The organism is Sphingobium sp. ZW T5_29, assembly GCF_044987515.1.
In the GTDB taxonomy this organism is placed as follows: Bacteria; Pseudomonadota; Alphaproteobacteria; order Sphingomonadales; family Sphingomonadaceae; genus Sphingobium.
In genome coordinates, this window is record NZ_JBJDRM010000020.1 from 1 (window position 1) to 24,088 (window position 24,088).

At 60.8% G+C, this 24,088-nt stretch carries 19 protein-coding genes and 2 pseudogenes; 13 read left to right on the forward strand and 8 right to left on the reverse strand.

The genetic code is table 11. The annotated features are described in order from the left end of the window. The 3 genes and pseudogenes from tnpB to ACI3KQ_RS15055 form a co-directional block, all read left to right on the forward strand. On the forward strand, positions 1-239 hold a 239-nt coding region (tnpB, locus tag ACI3KQ_RS15045), incomplete at its 5' end, for an IS66 family insertion sequence element accessory protein TnpB (protein WP_404959018.1). 67 nt (positions 240-306) lie between these two features. Continuing rightward, the gene (tnpC, locus tag ACI3KQ_RS15050; RefSeq protein WP_404959021.1) at positions 307-1,866 is read left to right on the forward strand and encodes an IS66 family transposase; all 1,560 of its coding nucleotides are present in this window, start codon (positions 307-309) and stop codon (positions 1,864-1,866) included. Between the two features lie 25 nt (positions 1,867-1,891). Further along, positions 1,892-2,326 (forward strand): annotated as a pseudogene (locus ACI3KQ_RS15055) (tyrosine-type recombinase/integrase); the annotation flags it as partial. 272 nt (positions 2,327-2,598) lie between these two features. Here the strand turns inward: ACI3KQ_RS15055 and ACI3KQ_RS15060 are convergent. Further along, on the reverse strand, positions 2,599-4,200 hold the full coding sequence (locus ACI3KQ_RS15060) for a GMC family oxidoreductase (RefSeq protein ID WP_404959023.1): 1,602 nt from the start codon (positions 4,198-4,200) through the stop codon (positions 2,599-2,601). A 48-nt stretch (positions 4,201-4,248) separates the two neighbouring features. Continuing rightward, entirely contained in the window at positions 4,249-4,623 is a 375-nt protein-coding gene (locus ACI3KQ_RS15065) for a RidA family protein (protein ID WP_097093752.1), read from the reverse strand. 228 nt (positions 4,624-4,851) lie between these two features. Between ACI3KQ_RS15065 and ACI3KQ_RS15070 the strand changes: the two genes are divergently transcribed. After that, positions 4,852-7,134 carry a TonB-dependent receptor gene (locus ACI3KQ_RS15070; protein WP_404959025.1) on the forward strand — a complete coding sequence of 761 codons (2,283 nt, stop codon included), beginning with the start codon at positions 4,852-4,854 and terminating at the stop codon, positions 7,132-7,134. 37 nt (positions 7,135-7,171) lie between these two features. On the opposite strand, the gene ACI3KQ_RS15075 is transcribed toward ACI3KQ_RS15070, so the two are convergent. After that, entirely contained in the window at positions 7,172-7,741 is a 570-nt protein-coding gene (locus ACI3KQ_RS15075) for a TetR/AcrR family transcriptional regulator (RefSeq protein WP_247234391.1), read from the reverse strand. Positions 7,742-7,871: 130 nt separating this feature from the next. Here ACI3KQ_RS15075 and ACI3KQ_RS15080 point away from each other — a divergent pair, with 130 nt between their 5' ends. From ACI3KQ_RS15080 to ACI3KQ_RS15090, 3 genes are all read left to right on the forward strand, one after another. Beyond that, positions 7,872-9,065 (forward strand): MFS transporter, encoded by a 1,194-nt coding sequence (locus tag ACI3KQ_RS15080; RefSeq protein ID WP_404959028.1) that lies wholly within the window; start codon positions 7,872-7,874, stop codon positions 9,063-9,065. A 25-nt stretch (positions 9,066-9,090) separates the two neighbouring features. Further along, positions 9,091-10,407, forward strand: coding sequence for an FAD-binding oxidoreductase (locus tag ACI3KQ_RS15085; protein WP_247234387.1), 1,317 nt, complete (start codon positions 9,091-9,093; stop codon positions 10,405-10,407). 87 nt (positions 10,408-10,494) lie between these two features. Then, a complete protein-coding gene (locus ACI3KQ_RS15090) occupies positions 10,495-11,274 on the forward strand; it encodes an SDR family NAD(P)-dependent oxidoreductase (protein ID WP_247234385.1) in 780 nt (259 codons plus the stop codon). Between the two features lie 367 nt (positions 11,275-11,641). Here ACI3KQ_RS15090 and ACI3KQ_RS15095 read toward each other — a convergent pair whose 3' ends face one another. Further along, positions 11,642-13,822, reverse strand: a complete 2,181-nt coding sequence (locus ACI3KQ_RS15095) for an AsmA family protein (protein WP_404959030.1) — start codon at positions 13,820-13,822, stop codon at positions 11,642-11,644. Positions 13,823-13,992: 170 nt separating this feature from the next. On the opposite strand from ACI3KQ_RS15095, the pseudogene ACI3KQ_RS15100 reads away from it, so the two are divergent. From ACI3KQ_RS15100 to ACI3KQ_RS15110, 3 genes and pseudogenes are all read left to right on the forward strand, one after another. Further along, a pseudogene (locus tag ACI3KQ_RS15100) lies at positions 13,993-14,184 on the forward strand (IS3 family transposase); the annotation flags it as partial. Positions 14,185-14,601: 417 nt separating this feature from the next. After that, the gene (locus ACI3KQ_RS15105; RefSeq protein ID WP_404959070.1) at positions 14,602-15,096 is read left to right on the forward strand and encodes a LytTR family DNA-binding domain-containing protein; all 495 of its coding nucleotides are present in this window, start codon (positions 14,602-14,604) and stop codon (positions 15,094-15,096) included. A 116-nt stretch (positions 15,097-15,212) separates the two neighbouring features. Beyond that, positions 15,213-16,061 carry a class I SAM-dependent methyltransferase gene (locus ACI3KQ_RS15110; protein ID WP_404959032.1) on the forward strand — a complete coding sequence of 283 codons (849 nt, stop codon included), beginning with the start codon at positions 15,213-15,215 and terminating at the stop codon, positions 16,059-16,061. Between the two features lie 244 nt (positions 16,062-16,305). Here the strand turns inward: ACI3KQ_RS15110 and xth are convergent, their stop codons facing one another. After that, positions 16,306-17,136, reverse strand: a complete 831-nt coding sequence (gene xth / locus ACI3KQ_RS15115) for an exodeoxyribonuclease III (RefSeq protein ID WP_404959033.1) — start codon at positions 17,134-17,136, stop codon at positions 16,306-16,308. Between the two features lie 12 nt (positions 17,137-17,148). On the opposite strand from xth, the gene ACI3KQ_RS15120 reads away from it, so the two are divergent. The 3 genes from ACI3KQ_RS15120 to ACI3KQ_RS15130 all read left to right on the forward strand — a co-directional run bounded on the left by ACI3KQ_RS15120 (position 17,149) and on the right by ACI3KQ_RS15130 (position 19,916). Next, on the forward strand, positions 17,149-17,655 hold the full coding sequence (locus ACI3KQ_RS15120) for a hypothetical protein (protein ID WP_404959035.1): 507 nt from the start codon (positions 17,149-17,151) through the stop codon (positions 17,653-17,655). Positions 17,656-17,994: 339 nt separating this feature from the next. Then, positions 17,995-18,606, forward strand: a complete 612-nt coding sequence (locus ACI3KQ_RS15125; RefSeq protein ID WP_404959037.1) for an alpha-ketoglutarate-dependent dioxygenase AlkB — start codon at positions 17,995-17,997, stop codon at positions 18,604-18,606. 188 nt (positions 18,607-18,794) lie between these two features. Beyond that, a complete protein-coding gene (locus ACI3KQ_RS15130; protein ID WP_404959039.1) occupies positions 18,795-19,916 on the forward strand; it encodes an App1 family protein in 1,122 nt (373 codons plus the stop codon). Here ACI3KQ_RS15130 and ACI3KQ_RS15135 read toward each other — a convergent pair. The 3 genes from ACI3KQ_RS15135 to ACI3KQ_RS15145 all read right to left on the reverse strand — a co-directional run bounded on the left by ACI3KQ_RS15135 (position 19,913) and on the right by ACI3KQ_RS15145 (position 23,992). After that, positions 19,913-20,650, reverse strand: coding sequence for an SIMPL domain-containing protein (locus ACI3KQ_RS15135; RefSeq protein WP_404959041.1), 738 nt, complete (start codon positions 20,648-20,650; stop codon positions 19,913-19,915). The two genes, ACI3KQ_RS15130 and ACI3KQ_RS15135, sit on opposite strands and share 4 nt — an antisense overlap. Positions 20,651-20,837: 187 nt before the next feature. After that, on the reverse strand, positions 20,838-22,376 hold the full coding sequence (locus ACI3KQ_RS15140) for an ATP-binding protein (protein WP_404959044.1): 1,539 nt from the start codon (positions 22,374-22,376) through the stop codon (positions 20,838-20,840). A gap of 110 nt (positions 22,377-22,486) precedes the next feature. Next, positions 22,487-23,992, reverse strand: coding sequence for an ATPase domain-containing protein (locus ACI3KQ_RS15145; RefSeq protein ID WP_404959046.1), 1,506 nt, complete (start codon positions 23,990-23,992; stop codon positions 22,487-22,489). Positions 23,993-24,088: the final 96 nt, after the last annotated feature.

The window sequence follows — 24,088 nt, forward strand, 5'->3', positions numbered from 1 at the left end:
TCTCGGGGGTGGTCTTCATCTTCCGCTCGAAGCGGGCGAACAGGATCAAGCTGCTGGTCTGGGACGGCACTGGCCTGGTACTTGTGAGCAAGGTCTTGCAGACCGGAGGCTTTCATTGGCCCCGGGCGCACGATGGTGTGATGCGGCTGTCGGCATCGCAAGCGTCAGCCTTGTTCGAAGGGCTGCAATGGTCGAAAATGCACACGCCGCGCACTCAGGCTCCGGTGACGACGCGATAGGTCGCACGCCTGATTCCCCTGATCGAAATACCATTGCGGATCGCCCGAAAATCGCCAGAAATGGGGCATGTCCGCCACCGCAGCCGACCTTCCTGACGATGTCGCCATGCTTAAGGCGATGGTCCTGGCCGGCCTCGAGCGTGAAGCTCGGATGCAGCACATCATCGACCAGATCACCCGCACGACATTCGGGAAACGGTCGGAAAAGCTGAGCGAAGATCAGTTGGCGCTTGCCTTCGATGATCTCGATGTTGCCCGTGCTGAACTGGAGGCGCTTGGAGAGCAGGCGGCAGGCCAGAAGAAGGAACGGACGCGAAGGGAAAGCGGGACGGCGCGGGGGTCGCTGCCGGCGCATCTGACCCGCGTTGAGGAAGTGATCCTTCCAGACGAAAAGGAATGTCCCTGCTGCGGAGGCGCGCTGCACTGCATAGACAGCGACATATCGAGCCGGCTCGATGTCATCCCGGTCCAGTATCTCGTGATCGTGACGTCCCGTCCGAAAATGGCGTGCCGCGCCTGCAGCGATGGCGTGTTCCAGGCGCCCGCGGCCAAGCATGTGGTGCCAGGCGGCCTGCCCACCGAGGCGCTGATCGCCGACGTTCTCGTCAAGAAATATGCCGATCACATGCCCTTCTATCGGCAGGCACAGGGGCTGCGGCGTCAGGGCATCGAGATCGATCGGGGAACCATGTGCAACTGGGCGGGTCGAGCCGCCGCCTGGCTCGGCCGCCTGACCAACCGGATGAAAGCGGAACTGCTGACGGGCGCGAGGCTGTTCGTCGATGAGACCACCGCCAAGGTCCTGGCGCCCGGCACCGGCAAGGTGAAGACAGGATATCTCTGGGCGATCGCTTGTGATGATGGGGCGCATGGCGGCACCGATCCACCGGCGGTCGTCTACACCTACATGCCGGGTCGCGGGAAAGTCTGGGCGGAAAGGTTGCTTGGCGACTTCACCGGCATCGTCCAATGCGACGGCTATGGTGCCTATAAGCATATCGAAGCGCCGGACCGTAAAGGCGGCCCGGGAACGCTCGCCTTCTGCTGGGCTCATGTCAGGCGTGGCTTCTTTGACGATGCCAAGGGTGGCAACGCACCGGTCGCCGATGAGGCGCTGCGGCGGATCGCCAGCCTCTACAAGATCGAGGCGCGTATCCGAGGTTCCAGCCCCGAACACAGGTTGGCGATCCGCCAGGTTGAATCCGCTTCGATTATCGCGGACATGCGCCCCTGGCTCGAGGAGATGCTGCCCAAGCTGCCCCGAGGATCCAACACGGCCGAGGCCATCAGATACACCCTCAACCACTGGAAAGGCCTCGTCCGCTTCCTTGAGGATGGGCGGATCGAGCTGGACAACAACACCGTCGAGCGATCAATCAGGCCGCTTACCCTCCAGCGGAAAAATGCCCTGTTCACAGGCCATGACCTGGGGGCTGAAAACTGGGCGACCTTCGCCAGCCTCATCGAAACGTGCAAACTGGGCGGCATCAACCCTCAGGCCTACCTAACCGATGTCCTCACGCGTATCGTCCTGCGCGGCGACGCAGATCCGATCGATGATCTGCTCCCCTACAACTGGGTCGATAGCCGCGCCGCCGCCAGCGCCGTCATCGATCAGGCCGCCTGAATGCCGCCGAGTGGGGGTGTTTTAGCGCTTACGAATCAGCGACATAGTTTGTGATAGGAAAATTCGAACGCGAGCCACCGTGGTTCAGCAAAAGACCGGAAGGCCAGTTCAGTTTGAGCTGATGGACGATGCTCGCGCCAGCCTCCTCAAGTGGCTCGAACTCCGGGGTGGATCCCTGGAGGACTACGCCTTCCCCAGCCGCACCGACCACGCGGCCCACATCAGCACACGGCAATATGCCCGCCTTGTCGATGAGTGGGTCAAAGGAATTGGCTTACCCAGTGAGGATTATGGCACCCACTCCCTGCGGCGGACCAAGGCATCGATCATCTACAAGGCGACCGGAAATCTCCGGGCCGTCCAGATCCTGCTCGGGCACACGAAGATTGAAAGCACAGTGAGATACCTGGGTGTGGATGTCGAGGACGCCCTCACGTTGGCAGAGGGCACAGAAATCTGAGATTGCCTGGCTCCTTGCCCTCGCGAGGAGCCAGGACCTATATCGCGTCGGCTCTGCGCCCCTTCTGACCCTTCAAGGAGAAAATGCCCGTTCCTGAAAGCGGACGTTACGAGTCACGCGTGCTTGTCAGTTCGCAGGGCCACCTGCATCTCGAACGACGCCCCTCGCCTTGGTCATGCGCAAGAGAAAACGACACGCTCAGTTGAATGGCATTCGACCTGTGTGAAGTATTCTACCTGCGCCGACGATGCATATAATCTCTCCCTTCGTCCTCAATCCCCGGCCAGGATCATGTCGGCGGCCTTTTCCGCGATCATGATGATCGTCGCGTTGGGATCGCCAGTGGTGATGCGCGGCATGACCGATCCATCGACGACCCGCAGCCCCTCCATCCCATGTACCTGCAGCCGCGCATCCACGACAGCAAGCGCATCTTGCCCCATGCGGCAGGTTCCGACCGCTTCATAATTGACGTTGCAGGTGCTGCGGAAAAAAGCGTCCAGATCAGCGTCGCTCACGCAGGCATCGCCGGGCGCATATTCCTGTCCCCGAAAACGGGCATAGGCGGGCTGCGCCAAAATCTCGCGCGCGATCCGGATGCCCCGGCGCAGTGCATCCCGATCCCGTTCCTCTGCAAGATAATTAGCATTTATGAGCGGCTGGTCCGTGGGATCCGCGGAGCGCAGTTTCAATTCGCCCCGGCTTTCCGGCCGGGTGAGGATCACCAGCTTGGTGAAGCCATGCTCGCGCACCGGCCTGCCGCCCGCGCCCAGCAGCATCGGTAGGAAATAATATTTGAGGTCGAGTTCATCATGCCCCGGCGCGCCCGAGCGCAGATAGGCAACCGCATCGGTGCCGCTGCTCGCCAGCGGGCCGCCGCGCGTAACCATGTAGCGCAAGGCTGCCGCCGCCATACGCACCGGACTGGTCGCGAATTTATAATCGGAGACGGGCTCAGGACAGCCGATCTGGACCTGCGTGCCGATATGGTCATGGAGATTCTGGCCGACGCCCTTGAGGTCGATGACGGTGTTGATCCCAAGCGATTTCAGATGATCGCCTTCGCCAATGCCGGACAGCATCAGCAACTGGGCGGACTGGAATGTGCCCCCGCTCACGATCACTTCGCGGGCGGCGTGGACCTGGCGGGTCTCCCCGCCCTGTCGATATTCGACGCCGACAGCGCGCTGGCCGCTCAAGAGCAGGCGGGTAACATGCGCTCTTGTGCAGACGGTGAGGTTTCGCCGCCCCCCCACCGGATGCAGATAGGCAACGGCGGTGCTCATCCGACGGCCGTTGCGGATGGTATGTTCAGAGGGCCCATATCCTTCTGGCGCCGCGCCATTATGATCGTCGCTATAGGGATAGCCAGCCTGCTGCGCGGCTTCGATCCACGCCCGCTGGCCGGAGTTGCGGATCTCCGCGCGCGTCACCGGTAAGGGGCCGCTGCCGCCATGGAAATGGTCTTCGCCATGGGCACTGCACTCGGCGCGCGTGAAATAGGGGAGCACCTCTTCATAGGACCAGCCGCTGTTGCCGAGGCTCGCCCAATGGTCGAAAATCTCGGGACTGCCACGGCTATAGCACATGCCGTTGATGGAACTGCTGCCGCCGAGCACCTTGCCCCGCGCATCAGCCAAAATGCGATTGTCGAGATACCGCTGGGGCGTGGTCTGATAGTGCCAGCTTGCCATCCCACCTTGCAGCATCGGGAAGAAACCGGCTGGAATATGGATCAGGGGGTTGCGATCGCGCCCGCCCGCTTCGAGGAGGAGGACCCGAACGTGCGGATCGGCGGAAAGCCGGTTGGCAAGAACGCATCCCGCCGATCCCGCGCCCACGATAATATAGTCAAATTCCGTGCCTGATTGCATGTGGTCGCTCCAAGAGGAGAGGAATGGAAATGCGGGGGAAAGTGGGCGCTATAAGGCGTGTGGCAGCAGGGCGACGGCCTTGATCTCGACGATCGAGCCGGGATGGCCCAGCGCGCTGACGCCGATCGCAGTCCAGCAGGTGTTCTCGCCCTGCATGAACGCGGACTTCGCGGCTATGAAACCGTCCATGTGCGCGGGATAGCCGACATGGAAAGAGGTGAGATCCACGATATCGCCAGCACCGCATCCATGGCGGCGCAGAACCTCCCCCAGCGCGGTGAAGGCCAGCTCATACTGGCGGGACGGGTCGGGCGGCACGCTGCCGTCGACCTCTATGCCGATCTGGCCTGAGCAAAATAGGATGCGGCCAGCGATGCGTGCCTCGCAATAGCCATAGCTGGCGGCGGCATCGGTATCGGACATGTCTTCCCTCTCCTTTTTTCCGTGACCTGCGGGCGCCGGGCGCGATCAGCGACGGCAACGCGATCGTATAGCTCGGGCACAAACACTACACAATGTCTTGTTTGTGCAGAAACTCTGTGTCAGCATGCAAAGAATCAGGAGTGATAAGCCGAACCGGCTACGCAAAGAGAGGGGAATGTCATGATGTTACGGCGTTTATCGCGCAATTTGTTGCTTTCTGGCGCGGCGTTGAGCGCGATTTGCGATACGGCTGGGGCGGCGGAAACGCAGGCGGAAAAGCCGGTGCTCCAGGCCGATGCTCAGCTCGGCACCATTGTCGTGACTGCGCGGCGGACGCGCGAAAATCTTCAGGAAACACCGGTGGCCGTGACCGCCCTGACCGGCGAAATGCTAGACAAGCTTAATATCCGCGATGTGGTGGCGACGGCGCAATTCACCCCGAATCTTGGCATCAGCGCGCAGCCCGCGTCGATCACCGCCGCGTCGGTATTCATTCGCGGCATCGGCAACGCGTCGCCCAGTGCAGTGTCGGAACAGGGCGTCGGCATCTACCTCGACGGCGTCTATATCGCGCGATCGGCCGGGGCGATCTTTGACCTGGTCGATCTGGAGCGCATCGAAGTGCTGCGCGGCCCCCAGGGCACGCTGTTCGGACGCAACAGTGTGGGCGGCGCGATCCAGCTCGTCAGCCGCAAGCCCACCGACGATCCGGGCTTTGAGGGGAAAGCGGGTTATGGCACGTTCGACGACTGGTTCGCCCGCGCGCGGTTCGACACCGGCCTGATCGGCAACATGCCGATCAAAGCTACGGTCTCCTACATGCATCGGCAGAAAAACGGCTATTTCGACAATAGCCTGGCTCCGTCGAGCAAGGACCCCGGCGCCCTCAACAGCGATGCCGTCACCGCTGCTGTCCAGGGTGATTTCGGCAAGCTAACCGTCAATTACGGTTTCGATTATAATGTCCGTGAAGGCGCCCCGACCTTCTTCCAGGTCATCAATGCAACAGATGATGTTCGTACCTATTATGGAAGTTCCCAAGCTCTCGGCGGTTCAGCATTTCAGATCGGGCCAGAAGGACTGCGCCGGGGTGAACAACAACCGGCCATGGACCTCAATGGTAACCCAACCTTCAGCGTCAAGGCGCGGGTCTACGGCCATGCCCTGACGCTCAATTATCAGCTTATGCCCGCCCTCGCGATCAAATCGATCACGGCCTATCGCGCCTATCGCCAGGATGGCGCCAACGGCCTGTCGGGCAACGGACAGTTGCTTGGCTTCACCTTGAGCCCGCTGCTGTTCGTCGACGGCACCGTCCTGCCCACCGGAGTCCAGCCGGTGACGCCCTATGACGGCTACACTACGCAGCGTCAGCGTCAGTTTTCTCAGGAAGTGCAGTTGCTGGGCGAAGCCGGGGCGTTCAAATATGTCGGCGGCGCCTTCTATTTTCATGAAAAGTCATCCGAAGCCAATTATCAACAGTTGACCTTCGTGCTTCCCGGGGGCGATGCGGGTGTAAATCTTTCGCCACTCCAGGCATTTCATGGCAAGGCACGTTCCTATGCCGTTTTCGGCCAGCTCAGCTATTCGCCAAGCAGCGATCTGGAACTGACCGGCGGCGCTCGTTATACAAAGGACAGGAAATGGCTGACGCTTGCCGGTGATGTGCAGCCCAACCTCGACGGTCAGGTATCCTATAATAACTTCTCTTGGCTGATCTCCGCCAATTACAAGCTGCGTCAGGACTTGATGACCTATGCCCGCGTATCGAGCGGCTACCGCGCGGGCGGCATCAATCCGTCCGCTTCGGAGATCAACATCTTCGCGCCGGAAAAGGCCATATCGTATGAAGCCGGCGTGAAGGCCGAATGGTTTGATCGCCGCCTGCGGACCAATCTGTCGGCCTTCTATGTGGATTATAAAAATCTGCAGATCCCGCAATTTCTGGCGGGTACCGGCGGGGCAACATCGACCATCGCCAATGCAGGTCGCGTCGCCTATCGCGGGGTGGAAGCCGAACTCACCGCCGTCCCTGTCCCTGGCCTGACGATCGATGGTTCGGTTGGCTATACCTCACCCAAATATAAGAGCTATCTCTACCGCGATCCCATCACCGACGCGGTGATCAACGTCGCCTCCGAAGCACGCATGTCACAGACCGCCAAGTTAAACACCCATGTTGGCGCGCAATATGACCACGAATTCGGCATCGGCACCTTGTCGCTGCGTGCCGACTATTCCTATCGCAGCACCGTCTACTGGTTCACGCTGGACCGGATCAATCCCTTCAATCGCGATATCCGATCACGCCCGGACCATAATCTGCGCGCCCGTATCTCGCTGAGCGATATTGCGGTCGGCGGTGGCAGGCTGGACCTGGGCTTCTGGGGCGACAATCTGACCAACGACCGCAATATCGATTTCGGCATCGACTTCGGCAGTCTTGGCTATGGCAGCGCCTCCTTCAAGAAGAAGCGGACTTTCGGCGTGGACGCAAAGCTCAGCTATTGACGCTCTACCGGGACGGGGCGGCGCTCATCGCGGCCCCTCATGCTTCGCAACCGGCAATGAGCAGGTCGACAAGTTGGCGCACATAGGCATCGGACGGCTGGTCCTTGGCGATCACGATCAGGCCCGCGATCGAAGTGAACAGGGTCGTGATCACCATCAGCGTGTTCACTTCCGCACGGATCTTGCCCTCTTGCTTGGCGACATCGAGTGGGCCGACCATCTCTTCGGCGATCGCGCGCCACTGGCGCAGCGTTTCCTCATTCACGAAGCCGGAGCCAAGATGGGCGACCAAGCCGTTGATGGCGATTTCGTCGGGCCGCGCCGAAAAGTCGCGAAAGGCGATGGCAATGACCTGCAGATGCTCGCGCCAGTCGGCACGCGGTTTCACCCGAAACGTCGCATTATGCGCCGTCAGCGCTTCGACGATCAACGCTTCGCGCGTGGCCCAGCGGGCGTAAAGGGTCGAGCGCGCAATGCCCGCATGCTCCGCGACGTCCTGCATCGTGAACTCGGTCTCGCCGTTCTTGATGAACTGCAAGACGGTGGCGGCAACCGTCTGCCTGACCCTTTCCGTGCGCCCACCAGGGCGAATGCTGCCGCGTGTCATGCGCCCTCTTATCGAGCCGCGGCCAACAGACTCAAGAGCAAATCGCCCGATGCCACAATCGGAATGAAGGAAATACATGGTGAAGTACGGCAAAGGCAGTGTCCCCCTTGGCTCGGATCCGTGGGGGGTGATGGTGGTTCTGTCCGTCATCGGCTTCCTCCTGATTGGCGGCATGCTGACGTCGCTCACCGTCTATATGTCTGTGATGCAGCCCCTTTTCCGCTGGGATGAAGCCGAAATGGGCGCGGGGCCGGTAGCGCTGCTGCTCGGCATGAGCGCGGGCAATCTGTTCGTTGGCCGGGCGATGCGGGCAGTCGGCATCCGGCGGCTGTTTGCCTTTGGTGTTGGCATGGCGGTTTGCGGCTGGGTCGCGGCAGGCTTCACCGGGACTTTAACGTTCTTCATGGCGGCGATGGCGCTGGCGGGCCTTGGTGTCGGCATGGCCACGATCGTGCCGGGCATCGCGGTCATCGCGCAGAGCTTCCACCGGCACAGGGGGCTGGCCATTGCGCTCTTCATCGGCGGTTGCGCGCTTGCCAGTGCGACCATGCCGATGATCAGCGGGCGGCTGATCGCGGCATTGGGCTGGCGCGAGACATTCTGGACCATCGGCGCGGCGGCGGGCGTGATATGTGCAGGGCTGGTGTATGTACTTCCGTGCAGCCGATGCGGCGCCTCCGACGGAGATGGTGCGGAGAACCTCGGTCTGACAAGAGAACAAGCTCTGAGGAGGCCAGGCTACTGGTTGCTGGCCATCGTCCTCACGATCAGCCAATTGTCCTTGAATGCCGTTCTTTTCAACCTGATCGCCTATCTTCGGCACAGCGGCTTCGATCAGGCGGACGCGGTCACCGTCTACAGCGTCGCCAATTTCATGAGCCTACCGGGACTCCTGATCGGCGGACTGACCTCCGACCGGATCAGCGCCCGCATCCTCCTGCCCGTCATCCTCGCCTTGCAGGCAGGGGGTACGCTAGCCTTGCTGGGGGTCGGCGGCGACCCTCTGTGGCAGGGCCGGACGGCGATCGCGCTTTTCATCATGCTCTGGGGCAGCATGGCCGGTTTGCCAGCTCAGGCGGGATCCATGCTGCTGACAGAGATGATCGGCCAGCGCGCCTACCCCGCGATGTTGGGGATCATCTTCACCATTAACGGCTTTGTTGGCGCACTGGCGCCGGTCGCGGTCGGCTGGGCCTATGAGGCAAGCGGGGGCTATGCCCTGCCGGTCTTCTGCCTTGGCACCCTGACCCTGGTGGCGAGCATCGCCTCGCTTTTCTGCCGCAGTGCTCCGTTCGTGGCGGCCATGGCAGCGCGCGCGAACTGACAGAATTTCCCTGGAGATTGAGTAGATGCAGAACAAAGCCGTCTTCGAACGGGGCGAGATTCCGATATCCGCCAGTGGCTGGACCAAGCCGCAAGGTCTCGCGCCCAACTGGCCCGCGCTGACGGAAGCGGTTTCCACCGATGTCGCCGTCATCGGCGCTGGCCTTGCGGGGTCATCCCTCGCGCTGCATCTAGCAGAAGCGGGTATTTCAGTCACCGTGCTGGAGGCACGCCAGCCCGGCTGGGGAGCATCGGGCCGCAACGCCGGGCATGTCCTCCCGATCCTGCGGGACATGCGTGTGTTCCGTCGCTTTCCGGACGAGGGGCGGCGATTTCTGAAGCTGTTCCGCGAACATCACACCATCCCCTTCGATCTGGCTGGCCGCTATGCGATCGACTGCGATGCCGTCCGCTCCGGCTACATCAACGGGATGAAGACCCGGCGGGCCTTTAAAGGATTCCTGCGGGAATTTTCCTATCTGGAAGACCATGGCCTGCAAAAGCTGGTCCGCATGTCAGGGGATGACATGAAGGCCCGTACCGGATCGGCCGCCTATTCTTATGGCGTGCTGTTCGAAGATGGCGGCCGTATCAATCCCTATCTCTTCACCAATGGCATGGTCGCAGTGGCTGCCCGGCTCGGGGCGCGTATTCATGGCGATAGCGAGGCGCTGGCGCTGGAGCGGGCAGGTGAGTGCTGGCGCATCCGCACGCGGGCGGGCAGCGTGCTGGCGGATCGCATTGTGTTCTGCACCAATGCCTATCCGACAGGGATCGAACCCGCATTCCGGAAAGCCTTTTATCCGCTGACCGCCTATGCCCTCACCACCAGGCCGCTGCCAGCCGGGGCGCTGGACCATATTCTCCCTGGTGGCGGCACTTTTGCGCAGGCGCCGATCGATCTCAATCCGATGGTCCGCGATCGCCATGGCCGCCTCATCCTTTCATCGATCCCGCGGGTCGGCGGAGCCCATGACGCGTCATGGCATTTCCAGTCACAATTGCGCTGGCTGCATCGCATCTGGCCGGAAACGCGCGGCATGAGAATCGAGATGGAGGATTATTGGACGGGACGGGTTGCCTTGCGGAAGGCGCAGTTCCCCGGCGTGTTCGAGCTTGGCAAAGGCATTTTCGGGCTGATGTATTTCAACGCCTGGGGCAATGTCATGGCGCCCTTGATGGGCAAGATTCTTGCCGACGGACTGGCGCGCGACGACATGGCGAGCCTGCCCTTCCCGGTCGAGCGACCCGAGCCTGTGTCCTTCAGCCGCAAATATGAGGTGCTGATTCGCCACATTTTGATCCCGGCTGCGCGGACGGCGCAACGATGGGGTTTCCTCTAGCCGATCAGTCTCACGCTTATCTGACGCAGCCAACGGCGCAAAGCGCCCAAGGCAGCTGAAATACGGTCAACAGAAAGGATACGGAATATGATGGTTGATATTAGTCCCAAATTGGGGTCGCCCTCGACGGGCGTTGTAATAACCGGCGGCGCATCCGGCCTGGGCTTCGCATCGGCGCGGGCGCTGGCGGCGGTCGGCCGCCCTGTCGTGCTGTGGGACCTGAATGCCGAGCGTGCAGAACAGGCGGCGGCGGAGATCGCGGCGCAATTCGACGTAGAGACGCTGGGCCTGCGCTGCGACGTGCGCGATCTTAAGGCAATAACCGACTGTGCCGCGGAAACGCTGGCACAAATGCCCAACATCGGAGGGCTAGTTCATTGCGCAGGTGTGGTCGATCAAGAGGGACTGGATGGCCTGACTGAGGAAAGCTGGGACTGCGGTATCGCGGTCCATCTCCGCGCGCTGCCCTTCCTCATAAAGGCATTCCTACCTGAGTTGGCAAGCCGGCCCGGGTCAGCCATTGTCGCGGCCGCATCGATCAACGCGACGCTCGGCAATGCGATCAACCCTGTCTACACGGCGGGGAAGGGTGGCGTGCTGTCGCTGGTCCGCTCTCTGGCGGACAGGCTGGCGCAGGATGGCATCCGCATTAATTCGCTTTCGCCTGGGCAAATTATTACGCCGATGACCCGCCCGGTCGTCGATGTGCTGGCACCCGGTCATTTTGAAAAGCGCATCCTCCTGGGCCGCCTGGGCGAGGCGGAGGAGATCGGGCGCGTGGTCCGTTTCTTGTTGTCGGACGAGGCGAGCTATATCACCGCCGCTCAGATCGTGGTGGACGGGGGAAATATCTCTTCCCAGCGTTGAGCGGGGGGGGAGCGAGTAGCGCGCACTTCCACTTGCGCGTCGTCTAACCCAGGCAGGGCGCGGCACGGCCGGGTCATCTGCCGGGGCATGGCATCCGTTCTGAAACTCTTGTTCCTAAGCCGATAGGCGGGAATCGGCCAGCCTTGGTCCCTAAGAGGAAAAAGCAGACCGACTGGACCTCGCGACAGAAAAATGGCGCCTGAGCGTCCAGGAAGGGTCGCTCTTGGAAGATGGTGTGCGGCTCATCCGGGCGGCCGGCCGTAGTAGGATGAATATTATACAGTTCGGTTGTCCATTAATCAGAGGTGGCGCGGCCTTCGGACTTGCTCGTCAGTCATTCCCTGTCCCCACTTCACGTTCCAGTGAATCAGAAGATGCCCAGAAATTTTTTCTCCTGGCTCTTTTTCTCGTCCTTGCTTTCTTTGCCCGCCTCATCCTTGGCCGTGGTGCCGCGCCCGACGTCGTCACGAGGCGCACCGCCCTTGGTGCGCTGAGCGGCGGCGGTTGCCCCCGCAAGTACTGGTCCGCAAGCTGCGCTCTTCGCGTCGCCAATGTCGACAAAGGCGAGGATTCCTGCCAGCGGAGTAGCACCAATGCCAAGGGCAGCGCCCACCCCGCCTCGCGCGATCAATTCGGGGCTGATCACGTCAATGCTGGGTTTCGCGAAATAGCCTTTGATGCCCACGGGGGACTGACCGGAAAACAAGCTGAACTTCTTACCATCCGCTCGAAAAGCCAGGTCCAGGCTTTCGTTGCGGAACGAAAAGCCACCCCGTCCGACCATCACGTTCTTTGCCGTGTCGATGATGATGGGATCAGCCGCCGCCACACCATTGCGCACGGTGAAAGCGATCAGGCCGCAATTAATCTGGACCGGCTTTTTAAGCTTTCCCGCGAACATCTTGGTGATGAACGTGCCTATGTCGAGCTCAGAAAGCTGGACATTACGCGCCCACATGGACCCCGCGGGCAGGATCACCGCGATACGGCCGTTGGATGTGCCGAGCGAATCGTGCAGCGTGTCACCCAGGCCAGTCATCTGTACGCGAGCCTTGACTGTGCCCGTCGTGCCGGATTCTTCAACGCCCCAGCGCCCCAAAAGCTTGCCCATGGGCGTGGGCGACAGACGGATATCGTAGGCCGTGCGGACGGGAGCGCCTCGCGCGTTAATTTTAATGTCAGAACTCACATGTCCGCCCGTCATATCGAAGGTGAGAGGCGAAAGCGTGATCAGGCTGCGCTCAAGCGCCAGCTTCAGCGCGATATTGGCAATGGGCAGATTCTCGGCGCGGACGCGGCGCACATTATATTCCACGTTCGCGTCGAAATTGCGGAGCGCCTTGACCCGCAGCGGGGCATCGGGAAGTACGCGCGGAGCGCCGCCGACAGTCACGATCGTCCCTTTCGCGCCTTGAGTTTCCAGTTTCTGGGGATCGTAGCCGATGAAGGGGCCGACATCGACGATATCGAGCGTTTGAGTAGCCAGCGAAGCGTTCAGCAGCAGACGGTTATCAGGAAGCGATACGGTCATGCGCCCGGCCAGGTCGCTGTCTCCGAAGCGGCCTTTAAGATGCGTGAAACGCCATTCGCCGCCTTGCTTGGTAAGCGCGGAGGTAAAGCGATAGGCGCGTGTTTCGGGAATGGCGACGCCGAGGAAATCGAATAGAAAAGCAAGATTGGGGCCTTGGGTGACGAGACGAAGGTCCGCGCCCTCAATCTCGGTCGCACCGGGCAGCGTGCCGCTCACCTCCAGCACGGTGGCGCCCGCCTGCGCATGCAGGGCAAGGCTGTTCTTGCCGCCCGTGACCGTCGCGTTGGGAGACAAAAGGCCGCCGCGCAAGGTGAAGGGACGTTGCCGCATGGTGCCATCGCCCGAAAAGCGCACATCGCTGGAAAAGCGTGTATCCTGCGCCTTTACGGTCTCGAAACCGATATCGGCGTTGAGCTGCATACGCGGGTCGCGATACCGCAGGGTCGTGCCGGCCAGCAACGCTCGGCGGATCAACGGCAGGTCGAGTGGCTCGCCTTTTTTGTTGGGATCGCCAAAAGTCCATGTGTTGTTCCGGCCGTCGCTGGACCATTCGAGGTCAGTTGCCGCATTACGGAGTTCGAGCCATCGCACACGATATTTCTCTCCGAAGATGAGGCTAAACGGAGCAATCCGCGTGTCGATGAGGTCGGCGCGGAAAAAATCAGGGCGACTTGCCCAAGAAACGTTCGCGATCGTCATCCGCTCTGCACGGAACCTTATGTTGAACGGCGCGAAGTAGAGTTGGAAGTCACCTCCCACGCGAACCTGGCGCTCAAGCCGACTGGACAATGTGCGTTCGAACGGCTCCTTCAGGAACCGCCCTTTGGTGATGAACAGGATCAGCCAGATGGCGAATATGATCGCGACGATCCACAGTAGGATGCGTACCGGTAGCGGAAGCGTGCCCCATCGTTCGCGCGTGCGGGACAAGGTGTGACCAATGCCGCTCGCGAACCCATAGGGAAGCGGCTTCTGGACGGCCGGAGTGTCCGGCCGGAGAGGATCGGCATCGGCCATCGCGAAAGAACGCGGCTTCGCGCTTTTGGCTCCGAATCTCCCGCCTTCGTTGACCTGCTGACTATGGGGCCGCCAGACGAGATCCGAATGGACCGCCCAATTAACTGGGGATTGTGTCGGTGTCACCCACCAGAGAGCTGCCTTTTCCATTAGCTGCGCTGAACTTCGTTTCGGATGGCGGCAGCCAATATTGTTCCTATGACTATCAGAAGAAATTGCAGGCCTACGGCCTGCGTCCGTCAATGAGCGGCAAGGATAATTGCTACGACAATGCCTCTGTCGAAACGTTCTTCAAATCCCTGAAGGCTGAGCTCATCTGGCGGCAGCAATGGCCAACGCGGCGGCAAGCGGAAGCTGCCATCCTAATCCTAAAGAGTGTCAACGCTGGGGAGAGCTGGTGCTATAACCGCAAGGTGAAGGGAGCGGTTGTGCGCGCGTATCGCCCATTTGATAAACGACGTTCCGGCGACGACCGGCAAGGGCTGCTTACCATGTCCCGTGGCAAGCCGCTGGCGGAAGCGCAGACCGCAGCACTTTTCGCCATCCTGTTCTGGGGAAGCACTTATGTGATCTTCTCAGTCAGGTCGGTCTTTTTCCCGCCCACCTCGATCGACCTTTTCAGTCCCAAGCGCCTGGTGATGACCTTTTGCGGCGCGATGCTATTCCTTTTCGCGGCTGCATGGACAGGGCGCCGGATGGGCCTGGGCGTGAAACGCCCGCTTTTCTGGCCCATCATCAGCACGATCGCGGCTTCTGCGGCATTGCTGCTCCTACGGATCATGTATGATGATCTGACCGATCCCGGCTCCTTCGGCTTTGCTGATCACGGCGGATGGATCTTGGTCTGGAGCGGCTATTTCCTGAGTGGAATCGCGCTGATCTCATCGACGAAGAAGGCAGCTGTCGAAGCGCCGAAGGCTGCTGAAGTGAAGCCGGAAGTGGAGGCAAGTCCCACTATCTGGGTTCAGCGCAACAAGCGATCGATCCCCCTCTCCGTCGATGACATCGATTGGCTCGAAGCGCAGGGCAACTATGTCTACGCCCATGCTGCCGAGTCGGGTGGCCTGCTACGAAGTTCGCTTTCGTCGCTGGAGGACAGGCTTAAATCGAGCGGATTCATCAGGGTGCATCGTTCGGCCCTTTGCCATAAGCAGCGCATCCAGGCCGTGAAACGCAAATCATGCGGCGCACTGGTAGTCATTCTGCATGGGGGCGCCGAACTGCCAGTCGGCCGCCGATATGCGGCGGATGTGACGGCGCTGACGAGCGCCTGAACCGCGGCGTCCAAGCTGTCGTTCGTCACGCCCGCCGGTCGTTCACGTCTCCATGCCTTCGCCTGTCGATCTTCACCTGCCAAGGGTTGCAACGACCGTTGCCAAGGGAGATCGGAATGGCTTCTCATTATGCGGAAGATCGGCGCGCTTACGAACAGCCGAACATGACCGAGGCGCAAATGCGCAGCCGCATTGGGGAACTGGCCCCGTTTCACCATGCGATTGACCTGCCATTCGGTCTCAATACCTATGACGAATCCCTACGCGGGCACGACCGTCAGTCCCTCGGCCGGATAGATAGTATGAGCAAGCACGTCTGGCCGAGGTTGCTCGAGCAGTTCGGCGGCACCTTGCAAGGGAAGCGCGTGCTGGACGTCGCCTGTAACTGCGGGGGATTCTCCTTCCTCGCTGCGGAGACGGGGGCGGACGAAGTCGTAGGTTTCGATTCCGAGGACAAATATATAGAGCAGGCGAAGTTTATTCAGGCAGCTCGTCAGGAGAATCGCATCCGTTTCGAAATCGATCAGCTGGAGAATGTTAGCGCTGAATCATACGGCCGTTTCGACGTGTCATTCTTCTTCGGCATTCTTTACCATCTGGAGGATCCGATCGGTGGGTTGCGGCGGATCGCGTCCCTGACCACGGATACGATCGTGGTCGATACGCATCTGATGCGGCTCCCCTACATTCACCACTTTCTGAAGATGCCTCTGTGGGGAATGAGTGTCGTGGCGCCGGTGGAGGGCAAAGACACCACCACAGGTCTTTGGCGGAAGGCCCGTCACTGCCAGTTCAAGCCTAACCTCCAGGCTGTGGAGCAATCCCTGAGATTCCTCGGCTTCGATGATGTCGAATATCTGGTGCCCACAGCTGGCGGCTTGGAAGACCGCTATTACAAGAGGACGCGCGGTGCGTTCATAGCTCGGAGGCGGCCACCGTCCGCCACGAGGTCGGAGCCAAACTGAAGCCGGGTCGGCTCGCTTTGACATCGTGCGGCCATCGGGTCGATTGACGAACGTCACAATCTGGGACGCTAAATTTGGCGATGAGCGTCCAGAACTGGTCGGCCTACTCTGAAGCGCTCCACCTGTGGCCATCCTGGTCTAAAGACGTGTTATGGATTGTCAGAATTTGATCCCGCCCCTCGCGAGCGAGTATGGACGCAAGGTGAGCACGAAGCCCGCTCTGCATCGTCCTTTGCTCGGCCGCTCAGGATGCTCGAGCACGCTTTCGCGAACGTGATTCCACCTTACCGGTGCCGACTGGCAGATCAGAAAGCTCGATGCAGAGCGGCGCATGATCGCTGGTCTTTTCCCAGCCGCGGGGGCGAATATCCACGTCGGCTGAGACTAGCAGCGCCGCGGCGCGCGGGTTCAGCAGGGCATGATCGATACGGAGCCCGGCATTGCGCTCGAAGGCTCCCCGCCAATATTTCCAGAAAGTGTAGATGGTTGCATGGGGGTGCAGATGCCGCACCGCGTCGGTCCAGCCCTGGTCGAGCAACCGGCCATAGGCAGCGCGCACTTCCGGCGCAAACAGCGCGTCGTCCCGCCAGCGATCGGGCGCATAGACGTCGAGGTCGATAGGCATGACGTTGAAGTCACCCAGACACAGGACCGGCGCATCAAGGTCGAGCAGACCTGACAGATGCACCTCGAGCCGTTGGAACCACCGCAGCTTGAAATCGAACTTCGGGCCGGGACGCGGATTTCCGTTAGGGAGATAGAGCCCGCAAATGAGCACGCCGTTTATCGCGGCCTCGATATAGCGGCTCTGCTCGTCATCGGGATCGCCGGGAAGGCCGCGTCGGGTTTCATGGATTGCGCCGACGCGGCTTAATATGGCGACGCCGTTCCAGCGGCTTTGTCCATGCCAGATCGCCTCATAGCCGGCATCTCGCATCGCCGCCTCCGGGAAGCGATCGTCAGGCGCCTTTAATTCCTGCAAAACCATGACATCGGGTTTCGCCAGCGCCAGCCAGCGTAGCAGGACTGGCAAGCGGCCGTTGACCCCGTTCACATTATAGGTGGCGATCTTCATGGCTGTGAGACAATGGCGCGGGCACCACTCGCGTTCCATTCGCGTTATGCGCTGATGGCCAAACGTCCCCTCAAGGTCTTTCGGACCTCCACCGGTTTCCAGGATGCTTATGTCGCGGTGACGAGCCGCAAGGCCGCGCTGGAGGCCTGGGGGACTGACAAGGACCTGTTTGCTGCCGGCGCCGCGGAACTCGTCACCGATGCCAAGCTGACCAAGGCAGCGCTCGCGCAACCCGGCGTGGTCATCCGCACGGCGCGGGGCACCACCGCGCAGCATCTCGCCGCAGCGGGCAAGGTGCGCAAGACCGCGACGCGCAGGGAGGCGCCGGATCCTGAAGCGGCCGAGGGGTTCGCCGCACCGCCCAAGCCGAGCCGCGCAAAACTCGAACGCGCCGAGGCCGCGCTGGAGCGAAAGGAACAGCAACTCTCCTCCGCGCTGGCCGATATCGATGCGCAGATCAAAGACCTCCGCCGCCAGCGGGAGGGTCTGCGATCTCGGTTGGGCGCGGACATAAAATAAGCTGAAGGAAGACCGATCGCGGCAGGAGGAAGCCTATCGTAACGCCCTCAACGCCTGGGATGTTTGACGAATCGCCGCGCCAAATGTGCTGACCGGTCGCAGAGGGAGGTGGATAGGCGCGCGTCGCCGACGATCCGGTGGGCAGATACTGAAGCGCCCTGCGCAGGCTTTGGGATCGAGCCAGCTAGGCCAGCTATGGCGGGCAATGCCACCTGATGCCCGCATTGCCCCTACCATCCGTTCCTTGTATGTTCTCATCATGGAGTCGAAGCCCCTCTCCCAAAATTCCGGCTCACCATTGGGGAATGCCACCGGGGCATCATCCATCGGCGGCAAGTGATGGGCTGGCTCGACTTCAAGGCCCCGGAAGCCGATCTGTTCAGTGCGCCGCTTCTCCCGGGTTTGCGGTATGCGGAGAATTTCCTCTCGTCGGAGGAGGAACGTGTGCTGATCGAAAGGATCGATGGCTCCGACCTGACGCCGTTCCGCTTCCAGCAATGGACCGGCAAGCGCCTCACCTGCAGCTATGGCTGGAACTATGACTTCGAAATGGGAAAGTTCGCGCCTACAGAGGCTATGCCCGAATGGCTGATGCCGATCAGGGCGCGGGCGGCCCACTTTGTCGGGATTTCTCCCGAAGATCTCGCTCAAGCGCTGCTGATCCGCTACGATCCGGGCGCCGGCATTGGGTGGCACCGCGATCGGCCCGTGTTCGAGCATGTCGTGGGCATATCACTCGGCGAGCCTGCGATGATGCGATTCCGCCAAAGGGCCGGGAAGCAGTTTCGCCGCGCCATAGCGCCTCTGGCGCCGCGAGCGATCTACCATCTAAGCGGGGAAGCTCGCCATGAGTGGGAGCACAGCATTGCCCGAATGGCGGAAACACGGTGGTCGATCACGTTTCGGAGCCTTTCGGCCAAGCAAAAACACGCTCCTGTCGTTGTTAAATGAACGGGGCATCAAGCCGAATATAATGATCAGAGGAGGCTCGGCGCCTGGAAATGCAAATTGATCCTTTGCGCCAATGATATTGAGCCGGGTGCGCGACATCGCCATGCGTCAATTGTGCACATGAGTTTCGTTGGAGGGGAACCGGTCGATATTGGCCACGTTGGCTCACCATGGACGAGCAGCGCTCCTTGTTCGGCACATTCTTGCGTGCTGCGGCGGCCGACCTGGAAACAGACATCGACCGGATAGAAAACCTGTTTTTCAATAACGCGGATTCTGTGCAAAAGGTCCGGCTATTGTCCTATGCCGGCTATCGCAACGAGCGCGAGTTCCGCCTTTCGGGGCGTGTGGTGCGCTTCAGAAAGCCACTTGATGCCGGCGAGGGGACGTTATCTCGTTTGCGTGCAATGATGGCGATCTACAATAGCGAGGAAGTGTCAGGCGTTCGCGTACAGTGCGACGCTCACGGAGGCACAGCCGAAACGCGGACGGACGAAGAAGGCTATTTCAGCTTTACCCTGCCCATCGATGAGCCCTTGCCCGAAGCCACCAGATGGGAAGCGGCGGCCATATCAACGCCCGAGCGGGATGCGCAGCAGCCAAGCATCTCCGTGCCTATCATCGCGCCGGCTGCGGACAATCACTGGGGCATCATATCCGATATCGACGATACGGTGGTAGAAACCGGCGCCACGAACTTCGTGAAGAATTGGCGCCGGGTGCTGGTGGACCGGCCGCAGGACAGGTTGGCCGTGCCGGGCGCAGCCAAGCTCTACCAGATGATCGCCCATGATCACCAAGCGCCTGCCCGGCCCTTTTTCTATGTGTCGTCCAGTCCCTGGAACCTCTACGGTTTCATTGCCGAGTTCATGGAACTGAACGGCATTCCCCATGGTCCTATGTTCCTGGCCGACTATGGCATTGATGCGAGGAAGCTGATCAAGACGGCGCACGATAGCCACAAGCTGGCCGCTATCGAAACCATACTGGCCTTTTACCCGCAGCTTCGTTTCCTGCTGATTGGGGACAATGGCCAGCATGACGTCGAGATTTATGCGCGCGCCGTACGCGATTTTCCCGATCGGGTAGCAGCCGTGTTCATTCGGGATGTCGAAGGAAGCTGCAAGCAGGGTGCCAAGGCTGCGCTGCTGGCGGAGATTGAGGCAAGCGCCATTGCGGTATTCTGCGGTGCGGGCTTTGAGGATGCGCTGGCCGCTGCGGAACGGCTTGAGCTCGACCGGCCGTTCGAAGCGGCCAAGGCGATCATCGCCCAGGCGACGTCGCCTCCTGCTGCGGCGCCGCCTGCCTAGCTGCTTTCCTTCGGGACGAGAGCGAAATCAACCTGAATGGCTACTGAGCTCTCCGTCTCGCCGGGCATCAGACGGGCCATCGATCCGTTCGCCGCAGACTGTTCGACCGCGACTGGCGGTGGGGCCACTGGCACTGCGCCGGGAAGATGGCGGTTCCCCTGCGTGCCCCCGGCATCGCGGATGGACAGCACGCGCGCGACCTTCATTCCCGCCGCATCGGCATATGTCTGTGCCCGGCTGCGCGCCGCCTTGTAGGCCGCTGCATAGGCAGAGTTCGCCGCTTTCTCTGGATCGGACAGACGCAAGTCTGGTCCGCTCATGATATTGGCGCCCGCGCGAGTCGCCGCGTCCACCGCCGCTGCGGCCCGATCCACCTCGCGCACTGTAACGTTGATGATGTTGCCCGCCTGATATTGCCCCTTGCGATCGCCCCAGTCGAGCCGCTGAACGGTCAGTGATCGGGTCTGAATATCCTTGTCCGCGATCCCTGCCCCGTTGAGAGCGGCGACGATCTTCGCAATCATCTGCCGGTTCGCGGCGTTGGCGCTGGGTGCGTCCTTACTCCATGTGTTGGCGCCTGCCTGGAACTCCGCCCGGTCCGGCCTTGTGTCCGTCTGACCCGTCGCGCTGACGGAGAGCAGCGTCTCCTCATGCTTCATTCCGCGGGGATCATAATTGGGCTGACCGCAGGCGGCCAGAAGAAGAGTTCCCAACGCGAGGTACTTTTTGGCCATTTCGGTATCTCCGGTGCGTTATCGCGCGCTGTGAAGATGCCGTTAGGAAAATGAAGGAATGCTGACCGCTCAATCCCAATCGGGTGGTTCCCGAACCTGATCGTTTTCGGATGTATCGCGGAAATGCAAGCTGCCCGTCCGCTTGGGGGAGGTCACATTTACAGGCAGAATGGCGGTAAAGGGTCGCTTACACCTTGGCGTCTTGCACTACGCCCAGATTGCGGCCCACCAGGGAAATCAAGGCCTGAATGATTTCGGACTGCGTGAAGGGCTTCGCGAGGTAAGGTAGATGGAGTACATCCTCAGTGATGCCGGTATAGCCAGTAATTACTAGCACCGGAATGGACGGGTAGGCAGCGTTGAGCCTCTGTGCGAGTGCCGCTCCGTCCATACGCGGCATTTTATAGTCGGTAATGACCGCGTCTATCGCAAGTCCTTCTGCCATCATCGCAAGGGCTTCAGCTCCCCCGCTGGCTTCGGCTACACTGTGCCCGAAATCCCTGATCATCTCCGCTGTACCGAGGCGCACCAAGTCTTCATCGTCGACAAGCAACACCGACAGCCTGCCGCTGGCGGCGGGGGGCGGGCCGGATGCCGTGGGGACAGCGAGCGGCTGAACATTTTCGGCGACCGGAAGATAGAGGTCCGCGCGCGTACCTTGCCCCACCTCGCTCGAAAGCATGAAAGCGCCGCCAAGCTGGGCAGCCAGCCCGTGGACCATGGACAGTCCCAGGCCGGTGCCACGACCGATTTCCTTTGTCGAAAAGAACGGCTCTATCGCTTTGGCGAGCGTCTCATCGCTCATCCCGCATCCGGTATCGATTACGGAAATGCGAACATATGATCCCGCCGCCAATTTCGCCCTCCGGTGCACATCCGTCGTGATTTCTTCGGCTGTTATGGTTAACCGCCCTCCGTCCGGCATTGCGTCGCGAGCATTGACGCACAGGTTCAGGATCGCGAGCTCCAGCTGGTTTGGGTCACCAAGTCCAGCCGGCAGGTTGGGCGTCGGGGCCACATCCAGTTCGATCGTAGGTCCGATGGAGCTCGCGACGAGATCGCGCATTCCCGTAAGCAGGCCAGCCAGATCAATCGCCTGGGTCTGCAGCGTTTGACGTCTGGCAAAGCCGAGGAGGCGCTGTACGAGTGTCTTCGCCCGATCCGCAGCCAGCAATGCGTTCCCGATCAGCTTCCCCGATCGAGGATCACTGTCGCCATATTTGCGCTGCAGCAGATCCAGCGTTCCGGTGATCGGTGTGAGAAGATTATTGAAATCGTGCGCCACGCCGCCGGTTAACTGACCCAGCGTCTCCAGCTTCTGCGCTTCATGCAGTTGAGCGACCGCCGCTGCATGCGCATGCGTCCGTTCCTCAACTCGCCGCTCAAGATCTGTCGCAAGTTGATTAAGCTCCTCCAGACGGGTGCGCGCGTCATATTGCCGCCGCCGTCCTCGCAGCGCGGAATGGGCAAGGCTCACCAGGGTAGTCGGGTGAAAAGGCCGCTCAAGGAATGTGACGTTTCCCAGCAGGTTCAAATGACGCACCGCGGCGGGATTCCGCTCCAGGCCGCCACCCCGCTGCGTCAACAGTACGAAGGGAAAGTCCGACCATTCAGGCTGATTGGCGATCCATTTAACGAGTGCGCTCGGGTCTGTGTCCCGCAGGGCTTCTTCCGTGATCAACGCAAAGCCGGAGCCGATCGCCAGTTCCTGGACGAGTTCCGCCAAATTTCCGCACGGATGGGCTTGAAGTCCCGCCTCTTGCAGCATCGAACAGGCAACCGCGGTATCTCTGCCCTGCGGTGCAAGGATCAACGCGCGCTCCGAAAGGTGCGGTATCATTCCCTGGACATTTCGAGCAGTTGATCGTCCTCACCGATCAGCTCAGGCACGCCGCGCAGCACGCCTTGAAAATTGACCAAGGGTGGACCGAAGGTGATGCCGTTGCGGCCGATCCGATATTCCCGGATCGTATCCTCGTGCGCGCTGGTCCGCTTTTTTATCACCGACACGGCGCGGCGAACCCGCCCACGTGCTTCGAAGTAGCGCAGCAGGATGACTGTATCGGCCAGATAGGTCACGTCGACCGGGGCCTTCATGTCTCCGACAAGGCCGTGTTGTGCCACGGTGAGGAAAGTCGATGCGCCGCGACGGTTCAGATATTGGAGCAGCTCGTGCATGTGCAATATCAGCGCCTGTTCGCCTGGCATCGCCGCCTGGTAACCATTCAGGCTGTCGATCACCACGGTGCGGGCGCCGTTTTCCTCGACGCATTGCCGCACCCGTTCGGACAGCTCCCCCGGCGTCAGTTCGGCGGCATCCACTTGTTCGATAATCAACTGCTCACTATCGGATAGGGCCTGTAGATCGATCCCCAGTCCCAAAGCCCGTTCGAACAGCAACCCCAATTCCTCGTCGAACACGAACATGGCGGCCCGTTCGCCCCGGCGTACCGCGCCCATGATGAAGGAGAGTGCGTAGAGCGACTTGCCGGTGCCCGATGGACCAAGGATCAACACGCTTGAGCCGCGCTCGACGCCCCCGCCCAACAAAGCGTTTAGCTCTGCGGATTCGGTTTTCAGTACCTCGCGCTCAAAGGGCGTGCGGTGTTCGGCGGAAATCAAACGCGGGAAGGCGCGAACCCCTCCGGTGTGGATTACGAAATCATGATAGCCGCCTCGATATTTTTGTCCCCGGTATTTGACGACGCGCAGGCGCCGACGTTCCGCACCATATTCAGGTGAAAGCTCCTCGAGGCGCAAAACACCGTGAGCGACGCTGTGCATGGTCCGATCATTCGCTTCGCTCGACAGATCGTCGAGCATCAGCACGGTCGCTTTGCTGCGCGCGAAATAATGCTTCAGCGCCAGGATTTGCCGCCGATACCGCAAGGATGATTGAGCCAGGAGTCGGATCTCGGAAAGGCTGTCGAGCACCACGCGCTGCGGCTTCAGCCGTTCGAAGGCTTCAAAAATTCGTCTAGTGGTTTCCCCAAGTTCCAGGTCGGAAGAATAAAGCAAGCTTTGTTGCTGCTGCTCGTCCAGCAAACTCTCGGGGGGAACCAACTCAAATATGTCGACCCCGTCCAGTGACCATCCGTGTGATGTGGCACCGGTTCGAAATTCGTCCTCTGTTTCGGACAGGGTGATATAAAGGGATCGTTCCCCAGCAGCGGCTCCGGCAAGCAGGAACTGAGTGGCTATCGTCGTCTTGCCAGTGCCTGGGCTCCCTTCCAATAGAAACAGCCGACCTCTGGCAAGACCGCCTGCAGTAATTTCGTCCAGCCCGGCTACGCCGAGATCTGCCTTGTCGCTCTCTTGGGTCACTACCGCTCCATCGACCAATTCAGGTGCTCCAACGCACGAAAGACATCAATGATCCGATTAGGTTGGTACCCTTTGGTCCCGCCGCTGATGTCAGCGGACCGTCTGCTCCTCGTC

Excerpts from the sequence above, each read along its gene's own strand:
- ACI3KQ_RS15110 (WP_404959032.1), top strand. The coding sequence starts at position 15,213 with ATGGCTTCTCATTATGCGGAAGATCGGCGCGCTTACGAACAGCCGAAC.
- ACI3KQ_RS15125 (WP_404959037.1), top strand. The coding sequence starts at position 17,995 with ATGGGCTGGCTCGACTTCAAGGCCCCGGAAGCCGATCTGTTCAGTGCG.
- ACI3KQ_RS15135 (WP_404959041.1), bottom strand. The coding sequence starts at position 20,650 with ATGGCCAAAAAGTACCTCGCGTTGGGAACTCTTCTTCTGGCCGCCTGC.
- ACI3KQ_RS15075 (WP_247234391.1), bottom strand. The coding sequence starts at position 7,741 with ATGACACGCGGCAGCATTCGCCCTGGTGGGCGCACGGAAAGGGTCAGG.
- ACI3KQ_RS15105 (WP_404959070.1), top strand. The coding sequence starts at position 14,602 with ATGTATGATGATCTGACCGATCCCGGCTCCTTCGGCTTTGCTGATCAC.
- ACI3KQ_RS15085 (WP_247234387.1), top strand. The coding sequence starts at position 9,091 with ATGCAGAACAAAGCCGTCTTCGAACGGGGCGAGATTCCGATATCCGCC.
- ACI3KQ_RS15080 (WP_404959028.1), top strand. The coding sequence starts at position 7,872 with ATGGTGGTTCTGTCCGTCATCGGCTTCCTCCTGATTGGCGGCATGCTG.
- ACI3KQ_RS15120 (WP_404959035.1), top strand. The coding sequence starts at position 17,149 with ATGGCGCGGGCACCACTCGCGTTCCATTCGCGTTATGCGCTGATGGCC.
- tnpC (WP_404959021.1), top strand. The coding sequence starts at position 307 with ATGTCCGCCACCGCAGCCGACCTTCCTGACGATGTCGCCATGCTTAAG.
- ACI3KQ_RS15090 (WP_247234385.1), top strand. The coding sequence starts at position 10,495 with ATGATGGTTGATATTAGTCCCAAATTGGGGTCGCCCTCGACGGGCGTT.
- ACI3KQ_RS15060 (WP_404959023.1), bottom strand. The coding sequence starts at position 4,200 with ATGCAATCAGGCACGGAATTTGACTATATTATCGTGGGCGCGGGATCG.
- xth (WP_404959033.1), bottom strand. The coding sequence starts at position 17,136 with ATGAAGATCGCCACCTATAATGTGAACGGGGTCAACGGCCGCTTGCCA.
- ACI3KQ_RS15065 (WP_097093752.1), bottom strand. The coding sequence starts at position 4,623 with ATGTCCGATACCGATGCCGCCGCCAGCTATGGCTATTGCGAGGCACGC.
- ACI3KQ_RS15095 (WP_404959030.1), bottom strand. The coding sequence starts at position 13,822 with ATGGCCGATGCCGATCCTCTCCGGCCGGACACTCCGGCCGTCCAGAAG.